The sequence below is a fragment of the Polaribacter sp. M10 genome (assembly GCF_054968445.1).
In genome coordinates this window covers 38,031-49,773 of the sequence record NZ_JBSSBG010000003.1, presented here as the reverse complement: position 1 = coordinate 49,773, position 11,743 = coordinate 38,031, and the positions used below count along the sequence as shown (strand labels likewise).

Genomic DNA, 11,743 nt, shown 5'->3' with positions numbered 1-11,743 from the left:
TTAGAGATTTATTGTTTAATCTTTAAAATTCGTGTCTGTAAATATCTTTACTAAAAAAAAAGATTTTATTCGCTTTTATCGTAAGAATGTTTGTAAGGTGCTCCTGTAAGTATTTTTAAAATATCTTTTTCTAAATTCTCTCTAGGATATTCTACATAACGTCCTACTTCTTTACCTTCTTTATAAAAAATAAAAGTTGGCACTCGTATTATATGATAACCTTCTTGTAAATTATCTGGTGTTTTTTTATTTCTACCTACAGTAACTAATTCAAAATAATTTAAATCGAAACCAGTTTCTTCTAGTATTTTATAAAAACGCGGAGTTTCTCTTTTGCTATCTCCACACCAAGTACCCATAAAACCTTTAATGGTAAAATTATTAATAATAGGTTTTAGTTTTTCGATAACTTCTTTGTTTGTGTCGTACTCACTATATCTGCTGTTAAACCAAGATTTATAAGCATCATCTGCAAACGAATTTTTATCTGCAAAACCTATTAAATAACCTCTATCGTTTTTAGTGGCATTTGCTTCTTTGGCTTTTATCTTAACATATTCTTTTACTTTTACAGCTTCTTTTGTTACTTCTTTTTCTTTGTTGGTTACAGTAGTTTTACTTGTATTACAAGAAATAAAGGCAACAATAGCTAATAAAAGTGTGATTTTTTTTAACATTATAAAAGCGAATTTTGCGTCATTTCTTCTGGTTGATCTACACCCATTAAATCTAAAATTGTTGGTGCAATATCACCTAAAATTCCACTTTTAATCGATTTTATTTCATCATCAATTAAAATAAAAGGAACAGGGTTTGTGGTATGTGCTGTATGAGGTGATCCATCAGGATTCATCATTGTTTCACAATTTCCATGATCTGCAATTAGTAAAGTTGAATAACCATTCGCTAAACCAGTTTCTATAACTGCTTTTGCACATTCGTCTACAGTTTCGCAAGCTTTTATGGCAGCTTCCATAATTCCTGTATGGCCAACCATATCTCCGTTTGCAAAGTTTAAACAAACAAAATCAGCTTCGCCTTTTTCTAAATCTTCGCAAAGTGCATCTTTTAATTCGTAGGCAGACATTTCTGGTTTTAAATCGTAAGTAGCAACTTTTGGCGAGTTTCTTAAAATTCGAGATTCACCTTCAAAAGGTTCTTCTTGTCCTCCAGAAAAGAAAAAAGTAACGTGAGGATATTTCTCAGTTTCAGCAATTCTGATTTGTTTTTTACCAGCAGCAGATAAAACTTCTCCTAAAGTATTTTTGATGTTATCGTTATTATAAATCACATTAATTCCTTTAAAAGAAGAATCATACAGTGTAATTGTAGTATAATACAAGTCTAGTTTTTTCATACCAAAATCTGGAAAATCATTCTGACATAAAACGTTGGTTAGTTCTCTACCTCTATCAGTTCTATAATTAAAGAAAATTACGGCATCACCTTCTTTAATTTGTGCTTTTGGAGATCCGTCTTCGTTGGTAATAATGATTGGTTTATGAAATTCATCTGTTAAACCAGCCTCGTAATTGGCATTTAAAGTTGCAATAGCATCTGTAGTTTTTGTACCAATTCCATTTACTAAACCATCATAGGTTTCTTTTATACGTTCCCATCTATTGTCTCTATCCATTGCGTAATAACGACCAGTAATTGATGCTAATTCACCAACACTTTTTGTCATATACTCTTGCACATCATTAATAAAATACGTTCCAGATTTTGGATCACAATCTCTACCATCTGTAAAGGCATGTAAAAAAACATTGCTTACTTCATTTTCTTTAGCAACATCTATAATTCCTTTTAAATGATCTATGTGTGCATGAATTCCTCCATTAGAAACCAAGCCTAATAAATGCACATTTTTGTTGTTTTCTTTGGCATATTTAAAAGTATCTAACAACACTTTTTCTTTACCTAGCGTTTTTTCTTTAACAGCTTTGTTAATTCTAGCTAAATTTTGATAAACAATTCTACCAGCACCTAAATTCATATGTCCTACTTCAGAATTACCCATTTGTCCTTCAGGCAAACCAACATGTTCTCCATCAGTTCTTAATTCTGCATTCGGATATTTATCATATAAAGAGTTGATATATGGTGTTTTTGCATTGTATATGGCAGATACTTTTGGGTCTTGTGTAATTCCCCAGCCATCTAAAATCATTAAGATTACTTTCTTGTCCATTTTGTAGTTTTATTAGGTAAAAATAAGAAAGATTTTGGAGATATTTTTAAAATTCTACGAAACCGATAAAGTTGAGAATCTAATCATTAAAATGAGTTTAAATAACATATTAACATAAATTGAGTAATTTTTTTGATAAAATTTACGAATACGTTAAACGCTTGTTAAATGAAGTAAAGTTCTGAAACATAATTGATTTAGTTTGGTCTATTGAATAGATACAAACAACCATAAATTTTAAAATAACTTAAAAACCTATCTATTATGAAAAAATTAATCTTAAACACATTTATCTGTTTATTGGCTTTTTCTGGGGCAACTAATGCAGTTTCTACCAAGGCTACTAACAAAACAATTACAATAACAAAAGCGGGTTATGCAGTAAGCTCATTTTGTAAATTAATACAAATGGGAAATTACGATGCTGTTAAGGCGCTAATTAAATCGGGTCAAGATGTTAACGAAAAATCGACAGGTTTAACTCCGTTAATGTTTGCTGCCAGACATAATAAACCTGAAATCGCAAAATTATTAATTGATCATGGTGCAAAATTAGACACAAAATCTGACAAGGTTTTAAAAATGACAGCGTTACAGATTGCAAAAAGATCTAAAGCAGAAGATGTTATAAAAGTGATAAAAGCTGCCTATCGAAAAAAATAATTAAAGTAAGTAAGTGAAAAGCTGTCTGAAAAGACGGCTTTTTTTTTGTTTAAAATTTTATAAAGCCCATAATGTAAATGACGATTATTAAAAGACAAGTAGCAATAATAGCAAATCTTCTAAACCTTTTTTTGTTTTCTGCTTGTAGCTTTTCTCTTATTCTTTTGAGTTGTGCAGGGGTAGATTTTTTAGGAAAAGAAACTTGAATGTTTTTACCTTCTTTAAAATCTTTCATTTTTTTAAAAGTAGAAACACGTGTTCTTTTGTTGTTTTTTAAACTTGTAATCATTGCTGCTGCAGAACCTCCAAAACCCATAATAGTATCTCTTTTATATTATAAGTAGTTGAAAACCAGTAAATGTTACAATAGTTTACTTTTTAAATTCTGATTTTAATTTAACAAATACTCCTTTTTGTGCTTCAGATAAATGGTCTGCAGTAAAAATAGAAATGCCTTTTGCGCCATTTTTCTTTGCAATTTTAATCGCTTTTTCTAAATCTTCTGCATTTCGTAAAGCAGGAGCATATAATCCAGAAATAATAGGAAAATCGACATCATTTACTCCTTGTTTTGTAGCAAAACCAATCTAATTGATGTTTTGTCTGTAAAAATTTTGATACAACATTGGGTAGGCAGTGTCTAAATTCCAATCGTTCCAAGTTTGTATTACCTTTTTCTAGCAATTGGATGATAACCATAATCGAATTTAGACATTTTTGTATGTTGAACCAAATTGTATTTAGGTTGTAAATTTGCTTTTTCCCAACAATTTCATTCGCTTTTCTATTAATAATAATTTTAGAACCACATAATTTTTAGGGATGATGATATCATCAGAAATAGAAACTGTAATTTTTTGTTCTTTTTTACAGCAGCAAAAAAGAAGTATTAGACTTAAATAGATTAGTTTTTTCAAGAAAGGTTTTTTAATAAAGCTAAAGTACTAAAAAAGCAGTTGTAAATAAATTGTATTGATTTATCTGTAATTATTCGTAATTTTACTCAACTAATTTTATGAAATTCGTAATGAAAAATGATTTAGATTTTAATGAAGTAACTAAAAAGCTGCCAAAACATTTGCATAAATTTATTGTTAAGCAACCTTATGATGAATATACAGCGCAAAACCAAGCAGTTTGGAGGTATGTAATGCGAATGAATATTGATTATTTAAGTAAAGTTGCGCATAAATCTTACATTCCAGGATTAAAAAAAACAGGAATTTCTACAGAGAATATTCCAAGAATGGAAGGTATGAATCGAATTTTAAAAGAAATTGGTTGGGCTGCAGTTTCTGTGGATGGATTTATTCCGCCAAATGCTTTTATGGAATTCCAAGCCTATAATGTATTGGTAATTGCTTCAGATATGAGAACCATAAATCATATAGAATATACACCTGCACCAGATATTATTCACGAGGCTGCAGGTCATGCACCAATTATTGCAAATCCAGAATATGCAGAATATTTAAGACGTTTTGGCGAAATTGGTTGCAAAGCAATATCATCTGCCAAAGATTACGAAATGTATGAAGCAATCAGGCTTTTATCCATATTAAAAGAAAACCCGAATTCTACCGAAAAAGAAATACAAGATGCACAAGATGCAGTAGAACATTTACAGGAAAATATGGGCGAATTGTCTGAAATGGCTCAAATTAGAAATTTACATTGGTGGACAGTAGAGTATGGGTTAATTGGCTCAGTAGAAAAGCCTAAAATTTACGGAGCAGGTTTACTTTCTTCTATAGGAGAAAGTGCTTGGTGTATGCAAGACAAAGTTAAAAAACTACCTTATACCATAGAAGCTGCAAACATAAATTTTGATATTACAAAACCACAACCACAATTATTTGTAACCCCAAATTTTGCTCATTTAAGTTTAGTTTTAGAACAATTTGCCAATACAATGGCAATTCGTAAAGGTGGTTTAAAAGGCATACAAAAGTTAATCAATTCTAAAAATTTAGGTACAATAGAGCTAAGTACAGGAATCCAAATTTCGGGTATTTTCACAGAGGTAATAGAAGATGATAATGGTAAGCCCATTTACATTAAAACCCAAGGAAATACGGCATTGTCTAATAGAGATAAAGAATTAATTGGTCATGGAATAGAAAACCATAAAGAAGGTTTTGGGAGCCCCATAGGAAAATTAAAAGGAATTAATATTGCTATCGAAAACATGAGCCCCAGAGATTTAGAAGCCTATCAAATTTATGAAGGTAAGAGAATTGCTTTGGTTTTTGAAGGTGGTGTAAAAGTAGAAGGAAACGTAATTACAGGTACAAGAGATTTGCGAGGTAAAATATTATTAATAACTTTTAAAAATTGTACTGTTACTTATAAAGATAAAATATTGTTTCAACCAGATTGGGGTTTGTATCACATGGCAGTTGGTAAAGAAGTAGTTTCTGCTTACACAGGTGCTGCAGATATAAATTCTTTTAAAGACACTACAGAAGTTTCTAAAACCAAAACATACAAAATAAAATATACTGATAAAGAAAGAGAATTGTACGCACTTTATAGTGATGTAAGAAAAATGAGAGCAAAAAAAACAGTAACTGAAGAAAAGCTAACTGTAATATATAATCAATTAAAAAATAATTTTTCTAATGATTGGTTGCTGTTTTTAGAATTGTATGAATTAGCTTTGCAACATAATTTTTCTATTCAACAAGAATTATTAGTAGTTTTAGAAAAATTAAAATGTAACAAAAGCTACACAAAATTGATTGAAAATGGATTAGTTTTGTGCCAACAATAAAAAAAATAGAACATGGGTTTATTTGACATGTTTAAACGAAAAGACATGAGTGCAGAAATTAAAGAATACTTAGCCAAAGACGCAGTAATTTTAGATGTTAGAACTTTAGCAGAATGGAATGAAGGTCATATAGAAAATGCAAAACACATTGTATTAAACTTAATACCTTTAGAATTAGAACAAATAAAAGCTTGGAAAAAACCTGTTATAGCAGTTTGTAGAAGTGGTGCTAGAAGTGGACAAGCTACCCAGTTTTTAACTCAAAATGGTGTAGATGTAATTAATGGTGGTCCTTGGCAAAATGTTGCGAAACATTTAGACTAATTATAGTTGCCAAAACCTTGTTTTCTGCGTTTGTTTAATTTAGAAAATACTTTGTAAGAGTGTGTAATTTTTCTAATAATGGCAAAAATACCACCCAACATTGCAGCTACAAACGCGCCCATTGTTAAGGCATCAAAATCATGGCCAGTTATTAAATATTTTAGGTAGAATACAGCCATACCTATAAGTACAGATATGTAAAATACCTGTAGCTTAGATTTAGATAAGCTTGCGTAAACACCACATAAAATCCCTGTAATTATAGAGGTAGCTGTTATTTTAGTTAAAAATAATTCTGCCAATTTACTAGAGTTAGATAGTATAATTGATGTAACAAATATACCTACTAAGGCTCCTGCTATTATACCGATAATAATTTTTAATCATCTTCAAAAATATTATTTAAAGGTACAAAATAAAAAACAGCTAAATAAGATTTCTTTTTTGAGCTTTTATTACTGCCTCCATTTTACTATGTACTTGTAGTTTTTTGTATATGTTTTCTATATGTTTTCTTACTGTAGATGCAGATATAAATAGGTTTTCTGCAATTTTTGTATAGCTTAATCCTTTACTTAATTGAATTAATATTTCTGTTTCTCTTTTAGATAGTTTTATTTCTTCAGTGTCTTCTTTTTTTGTGGATACAACAACAGGTTTTCTAAGTAAATTTAATGTTTTTAAAGCAATACTTGGTGTCATTGGAGCACCACCTTCTGTAACTTCTTTAATACTTGTATATAAATTTTCGGCATCAATTTCTTTTAACAAATACCCATTTGCACCTGCTTTAATAGATTTAAAAATACAGTCGTCATCATCTACCACTGTAAGCATGATAACTTTTATTTGTGGATACTTATTTTTTACAATTTCAGTAGCTTTAATACCATCCATTTCTGGCATTTGAATATCCATTAAAATAACATCTATATTGTGGTTTTCCTCTAATTTACCAATTAATTCTGCACCATTATTTGCATGGAATTTTACAGAAATATCATCAAAAAAAGAAAGTTTTTCTTTAATAGATTTTAATAAAAAATAATTGTCTTCTGCAATACAAATTTTTAATTTCATAGTATTATTTTTTATAAAAAAACAGATGAATTTTAGTGCCTTGATTTAAAGTAGATAAAATTTGAATTTTCCCACCAATTTCACTCATTCTCTTTTCCATATTACTTAAGCCATTTCCTAGTTCAACCGTTTTTATGTCAAAACCAATTCCGTTGTCAATTACAGAAATTACAAACTCATTTTGTTTTTTGTCTATAATAACTTCAATTTTAGAAGCCTCTGCATATTTTATGGCATTGTTGATGGCTTCTTGTACAACTCTAAACAAATTCATGCCTTCCATAGAAGAAAAAGTCTCGTTTTTATCGATGTTATAATCAACAGAAAAATGAATGTTTTGAGTTGCAATTTTTGCTTTTTCTGTAAACGATAAAATTCTGGTATGTATATCTTCTACTGTAATTTCATTTTTATTCATTGCCCAAATAGTATCTCTTAATTGGTGTATGGTTTCTGAAGTAAAGGAACTGATACCAACTAATTTTTCTTTTAACTTTTCGCTTGCATCTTTGCTAACATATTTTAAGTTGTCTATAGAAGAAATAATAAAAGTTAATTGAGAACCTATATTATCATGTAAATCTCTAGAAATTCTTAAGCGTTGCTCTTGCAATCTGTTTTGGGTTTTTATCTTTGCTAAAGCATCTTTTAGATCTATTTCTTTTTGTAATTGTTGCTTTTTAAGTTGATTTCTTTTGTAAACAGCAAAAAAGATAATTCCTAAAATTAATAAAGCAGCTGCTAGTAGTATTGCATAAAAATTTCTGTTTTTTATTGCTAATTCTTTTTCTAATAGTTCTTTTTTTTGTTGGGCAATTTCTATTTCTTTTTTTGCTGTTTGGTATTTTGCTTCTGTTTCTTGTACAGTTTGGTCTCTTGTGTTTTTGAATACAGAATCTTTAATTTTTAATAATTTTTCGGTATCTTCTAGAGCTTTTCGTATGTTATTTTGTGCTTTGTAAACTTGAGCGCGTTCATCATAAATCCAAACGTAAGTTTCTATATACTTACTTTTTTTAGAATAATATATTGCAGAATCAAACATTCTTAAAGCATAATCGTATTTTTTAGCTCTTCTAGCATACATTCCTAGATTAGTGTAAATAGAGCCAATTGCATATGGATTTTTTGTAGGTTTATAAAATTTTAAGCCAATTTCTGTATAAATTCTAGCCTCTTCTAATCTGTTAAGATTCATAAAAGTGTAGCCTATATTTACAAATGTTACTTTTAAATCTAAAGAATCTAATTTAGGGATATAGTCTAAAATTTTTTTTTGATAAATTAAAGCACTATCAGATTTATTATTTTCGTTGTATGCTGCAGCTATCACATTTAGAGCATTTGTTTCTTGTATTAAGCTCTCTCGTGAATTTGAAGTTAAAATATTATAAGCTTTTTTTCCATAAATAATTGCCTTTTCATAATTATGAAAAATTCTGTAAGTTTGAGAAATGTCTTGAAACATCTTTGAACTATATATCTTATCATTATAAAATTCTGCAAGAGCTAATGCATTTTGATAAGTTTCTATACTTTTTTCAAAAGAGCCACTTCCTTCATAATAATGACCAAGTTCAGATGAGAAATCAATAAAATCTTTATATGTGTTTTTAGTTTTGCTAAAAGGAATCATCCTCTTATAATATTTGGCTACACTATCTTTTATGTCTTTAGTTATAAACTCTTTTGCTTTTGTAGTATAAAAAGTTAAAGAATCCTTTTCTGTGAAAATTTTTAATAATTCCTTTTTATTTTGAGAATATATAAAAGAACAAAAAAATAAAAAAAAAGTAAAAAGTATTCTTTTTAAAGAAACCATATTAAAAAAGTATTTGATTAATCATTAAAAATTTCAGTTAAAGAAAAGTGCATATTTAAAACACCTGTATTTACTTTATTTATTTTTAACTGTGTTTGTTTTTCAATTTGTGAAATTTCTAAATCCACAGAATTTAATTTATTGGCAACTAATTTTTCTTTGTCAAGATCTAAAAATAAATAATTTAATCTATTCATTTCTAAATTTTTAGTTTTTTTATAGTTGAAATATAAAAATGTGATTAAAAAAAATGAAACTAAACAAAGAAGGGTAACTAAAAATAAATTATTAATTGGGAGATTCATAATCGTTTTTTTTTGGAATTTTTACAAGGAGTTAGTTTGTATTTAATTAAAGAAATAGCAACTATTTGTAAGCTTAAAAATTCTTGTTATTGATTTATTTTTTCTAAAATTTTTAATGATCATTATAATTATGAAAATAGCAATTAACGCCACAAAAATTGGGACTCCATACATTGCTAAGTAGAAAATAATACTTATGGATGCATTGCTAATTCCATCTACCTCGTACACGTTTTTTAAAGTAATAGGTTCAAAAGATATCTCATTGAATTCTGTTTTAGAAAACTGATCGATTTTTGAGAAATAAAAATCGCTTTTTTCAGTAATTTCTTTAAAATTGAAATCTTTTAAAGTTTCACTATAGGACAAAACAAAATTAGGATCTGGATTTTTGCCATAATCTCTCATATTAAAATGTAAAATGTTTTTATCAGCATTAAAAAACAATGAGGATGGGGAACTTGCTTTTGTGTTTTTTATAGAAATATTGTTTTTCAGCTGTGTATAAAAACTACCATTTTCTATGGGCGATTTCCAAAGAGAACCTGTTTCAATTAGATAAATAAAAGCATTTTTATTATCAGAATTATAGCCCTGCATTATTTTAGCGTTGTTGGTGTTTATTAAAAAATAAACAGTGAATTCTGTAGTTTTTTTAGGTAAAAATGCAATTTCCCAAACGTACCAATTTTCATTATCGGCATTGGGTTTTTCAAACAACGGTAACTCTTCATTGTTTGCAAAACCTTTTATTTTATATAAACCATCTACATTTACTTCATTAACATGATCATGAAATTGTACGTTTTTAAATACATTATTAATAGGATAACCCACTTTAATTTTTAAAGTATCGTTAGTAGTATTTTTAAAAAAATAATTCCCTTTTACAGTAGCAAAACCTTTGTATAGTTGCATGTAAATTTTTTCAGATTGCATCTGAATCTTTTTATATGCAATACTGTCTTCTGGATACAAAAGCGTAAAGCTTCCACTGCCACCTGCATTCCAAACTCCTGGTTGTGCAGAGTTTGAAATTAGAAAAATACTACCCACAAAAAGGGCAAAAATGTATAAGAAACGTTTCATTTTATTCACCATTAAAAGGAATTACTTTTAAAGTTGAAAATGTATTATCACAAATATGAAAATCTACAGGCTGCTTATTAAAAATAGAATCTGAAATTTGTTTTGCATATAATTTAAAAATGGTTTCATAAGATTTACTGTTAGCAGCTTCTTTTGTGGTTACCATTCTAAATTGATAATTTCCATTTTCATCATCTTTAGAAAGTTGTACAGATTTTTCATTGTCACCTGCAAAACCAGAGCTTACTAAAAAATTGCCTAAACTCTTAGCATCCTTTTTTTCAACTTTGCTTGTGTAGTAAACTTCAGTTTTTCCAAATTGTAATTTTTTACCATAACCTGAACATTTTATAAATAAAATAGAAATACTAAAAAGCAATATAATTTTTAGATTTTTCATTTTACTCATATTTAATAGTTTTCTAATAATTCTTTTAAATGATAAAAAATAAATTCTTTTCCTGCTAAATAAAAGCCTTCAGAAAATTTATTAGAATCAACTTCTATAATATTTGCGGTTTTACTAATTCTGTCTTCTGCAATTGCAAAGTTTTTAAAAGAAGTAATTCTATCTGAATCTTGTCTTTGATATGCAACTATTTTATCTTTTTTAATAACTCCATTTATTTCTAAATCTTTTTTTAACGACCCTAAATATGTGCTTAAAGCACTTCCTCCAATTTTATTTTTACCTTGTGTAAAATCAACTCTTGTGTTTACTTGATCAAATGTTTTACTACCTATAGAGAATAAACTTTTGCTTTTTTTGATATTAGTAATTGTTGTGGAATTTATTAACCTGTAATTCACATTAATTTTAACTTTTGCTGCATTTCCTTTTAACCAATCTTTAGCACCATCTTCTGTAAATAGAAAATACAATTCAACATCACTAACCAATGCATTCTCTAATTCTTTAGAGATTGCTGAAGAAATATTTGCATTTACTCTTAGTTTTTTAATTAGTTTACTTTTTAATTTACTTTGCTCTTTGTAATAGTAGCTGTAGTTTGCTGGAATTATTTGAATAACTCCTGGTATTTTAGATTCTTTTAAAAAAGGTCCATCTGCCTTAGTCCAGTCTTTATAACTGTCTATTTGTCCAGCTATTTTAGCTGAAATAATCTCAAACCCATTGTTTTTTAATTCTGATATGTATTCATTATAAAGTTGATTAACTTTATTCTGTATCATATCTTTATCCAAATTTCCTAAACCAACAGCTGCAACTGCTTTTGCATCTCCAACAACTTTTCCCTTCCTATAATCTTTACTACCAGTTTTTCTGTCTTGTGCGTCTTTATAAATTTGAATATTTACATTAAAATTTGCGATGTAAATTTTTTTCGGATTTTTTTTAAGATTTCTTAATCCGTAAGTATTGTTTTTAGGTTCAAAGTTTTGTATTTCTTGAGCTTTTAAAGAAAAACAAAAAACTATAATAGAAAGTGATATTAATATTTTTTTCATTTTAAGGGTTTTAAAGTTACTTT

The 11,743-nt window shown here is 28.0% G+C and carries 14 protein-coding genes; 4 read left to right on the top strand and 10 right to left on the bottom strand.

Annotated elements, in window-relative coordinates; all coding sequences use genetic code 11:
• Positions 1-65: 65 nt before the first annotated feature.
• Together ACWYN7_RS04850 and gpmI are read right to left on the bottom strand one after the other, a co-directional pair.
• Positions 66-677, bottom strand: coding sequence for a thioredoxin family protein (locus tag ACWYN7_RS04850; protein ID WP_462858723.1), 612 nt, complete (start codon positions 675-677; stop codon positions 66-68).
• Entirely contained in the window at positions 677-2,194 is a 1,518-nt protein-coding gene (gene gpmI / locus ACWYN7_RS04845) for a 2,3-bisphosphoglycerate-independent phosphoglycerate mutase (protein WP_462858722.1), read from the bottom strand. The genes ACWYN7_RS04850 and gpmI overlap by 1 nt, the downstream gene beginning before the upstream one ends.
• A gap of 264 nt (positions 2,195-2,458) precedes the next feature.
• On the opposite strand from gpmI, the gene ACWYN7_RS04840 reads away from it, so the two are divergent.
• Entirely contained in the window at positions 2,459-2,857 is a 399-nt protein-coding gene (locus tag ACWYN7_RS04840) for an ankyrin repeat domain-containing protein (RefSeq protein WP_462858721.1), read from the top strand.
• 49 nt (positions 2,858-2,906) lie between these two features.
• Here ACWYN7_RS04840 and ACWYN7_RS04835 read toward each other — a convergent pair whose 3' ends face one another.
• Positions 2,907-3,173 (bottom strand): hypothetical protein, encoded by a 267-nt coding sequence (locus tag ACWYN7_RS04835; RefSeq protein WP_462858720.1) that lies wholly within the window; start codon positions 3,171-3,173, stop codon positions 2,907-2,909.
• Positions 3,174-3,307: 134 nt separating this feature from the next.
• Between ACWYN7_RS04835 and ACWYN7_RS04830 the strand changes: the two genes are divergently transcribed.
• The 3 genes from ACWYN7_RS04830 (at position 3,308) to ACWYN7_RS04820 (ending at position 5,954) form a co-directional block, all read left to right on the top strand.
• Entirely contained in the window at positions 3,308-3,448 is a 141-nt protein-coding gene (locus tag ACWYN7_RS04830) for a hypothetical protein (protein WP_462858719.1), read from the top strand.
• A 436-nt stretch (positions 3,449-3,884) separates the two neighbouring features.
• The gene (locus ACWYN7_RS04825; RefSeq protein WP_462858924.1) at positions 3,885-5,630 is read left to right on the top strand and encodes an aromatic amino acid hydroxylase; all 1,746 of its coding nucleotides are present in this window, start codon (positions 3,885-3,887) and stop codon (positions 5,628-5,630) included.
• A 12-nt stretch (positions 5,631-5,642) separates the two neighbouring features.
• Complete coding sequence (locus ACWYN7_RS04820) at positions 5,643-5,954, top strand: rhodanese-like domain-containing protein (RefSeq protein ID WP_462858718.1); 312 nt, start codon at positions 5,643-5,645, stop codon at positions 5,952-5,954.
• Here ACWYN7_RS04820 and ACWYN7_RS04815 read toward each other — a convergent pair.
• From ACWYN7_RS04815 to ACWYN7_RS04785, 7 genes are all read right to left on the bottom strand, one after another.
• Positions 5,951-6,256 (bottom strand): hypothetical protein, encoded by a 306-nt coding sequence (locus ACWYN7_RS04815; RefSeq protein WP_462858717.1) that lies wholly within the window; start codon positions 6,254-6,256, stop codon positions 5,951-5,953. The genes ACWYN7_RS04820 and ACWYN7_RS04815 overlap by 4 nt on opposite strands.
• 124 nt (positions 6,257-6,380) lie before the next feature.
• A complete protein-coding gene (locus tag ACWYN7_RS04810; RefSeq protein ID WP_462858716.1) occupies positions 6,381-7,034 on the bottom strand; it encodes a response regulator in 654 nt (217 codons plus the stop codon).
• A gap of 4 nt (positions 7,035-7,038) precedes the next feature.
• On the bottom strand, positions 7,039-8,670 hold the full coding sequence (locus ACWYN7_RS04805) for a tetratricopeptide repeat protein (protein WP_462858715.1): 1,632 nt from the start codon (positions 8,668-8,670) through the stop codon (positions 7,039-7,041).
• Positions 8,671-8,873: 203 nt separating this feature from the next.
• On the bottom strand, positions 8,874-9,053 hold the full coding sequence (locus tag ACWYN7_RS04800) for a hypothetical protein (protein ID WP_462858714.1): 180 nt from the start codon (positions 9,051-9,053) through the stop codon (positions 8,874-8,876).
• A gap of 150 nt (positions 9,054-9,203) precedes the next feature.
• Complete coding sequence (locus ACWYN7_RS04795; protein ID WP_462858713.1) at positions 9,204-10,250, bottom strand: hypothetical protein; 1,047 nt, start codon at positions 10,248-10,250, stop codon at positions 9,204-9,206.
• Between the two features lies 1 nt (position 10,251).
• The gene (locus ACWYN7_RS04790) at positions 10,252-10,650 is read right to left on the bottom strand and encodes a hypothetical protein (protein ID WP_462858712.1); all 399 of its coding nucleotides are present in this window, start codon (positions 10,648-10,650) and stop codon (positions 10,252-10,254) included.
• Between the two features lie 11 nt (positions 10,651-10,661).
• Positions 10,662-11,720 (bottom strand): hypothetical protein, encoded by a 1,059-nt coding sequence (locus ACWYN7_RS04785; protein ID WP_462858711.1) that lies wholly within the window; start codon positions 11,718-11,720, stop codon positions 10,662-10,664.
• Positions 11,721-11,743 lie beyond the last annotated feature (23 nt).

What these genes read in the sequence shown, in the direction of transcription:
- ACWYN7_RS04850 (WP_462858723.1), bottom strand. Translation starts at nt 677, where the DNA reads ATGTTAAAAAAAATCACACTTTTATTAGCTATTGTTGCCTTTATTTCT.
- gpmI (WP_462858722.1), bottom strand. Translation starts at nt 2,194, where the DNA reads ATGGACAAGAAAGTAATCTTAATGATTTTAGATGGCTGGGGAATTACA.
- ACWYN7_RS04840 (WP_462858721.1), top strand. Translation starts at nt 2,459, where the DNA reads ATGAAAAAATTAATCTTAAACACATTTATCTGTTTATTGGCTTTTTCT.
- ACWYN7_RS04835 (WP_462858720.1), bottom strand. Translation starts at nt 3,173, where the DNA reads ATGGGTTTTGGAGGTTCTGCAGCAGCAATGATTACAAGTTTAAAAAAC.
- ACWYN7_RS04830 (WP_462858719.1), top strand. Translation starts at nt 3,308, where the DNA reads ATGCCTTTTGCGCCATTTTTCTTTGCAATTTTAATCGCTTTTTCTAAA.
- ACWYN7_RS04825 (WP_462858924.1), top strand. Translation starts at nt 3,885, where the DNA reads ATGAAAAATGATTTAGATTTTAATGAAGTAACTAAAAAGCTGCCAAAA.
- ACWYN7_RS04820 (WP_462858718.1), top strand. Translation starts at nt 5,643, where the DNA reads ATGGGTTTATTTGACATGTTTAAACGAAAAGACATGAGTGCAGAAATT.
- ACWYN7_RS04810 (WP_462858716.1), bottom strand. Translation starts at nt 7,034, where the DNA reads ATGAAATTAAAAATTTGTATTGCAGAAGACAATTATTTTTTATTAAAA.
- ACWYN7_RS04805 (WP_462858715.1), bottom strand. Translation starts at nt 8,670, where the DNA reads ATGATTCCTTTTAGCAAAACTAAAAACACATATAAAGATTTTATTGAT.
- ACWYN7_RS04800 (WP_462858714.1), bottom strand. Translation starts at nt 9,053, where the DNA reads ATGAATAGATTAAATTATTTATTTTTAGATCTTGACAAAGAAAAATTA.
- ACWYN7_RS04795 (WP_462858713.1), bottom strand. Translation starts at nt 10,250, where the DNA reads ATGAAACGTTTCTTATACATTTTTGCCCTTTTTGTGGGTAGTATTTTT.
- ACWYN7_RS04790 (WP_462858712.1), bottom strand. Translation starts at nt 10,650, where the DNA reads ATGAAAAATCTAAAAATTATATTGCTTTTTAGTATTTCTATTTTATTT.
- ACWYN7_RS04785 (WP_462858711.1), bottom strand. Translation starts at nt 11,720, where the DNA reads ATGAAAAAAATATTAATATCACTTTCTATTATAGTTTTTTGTTTTTCT.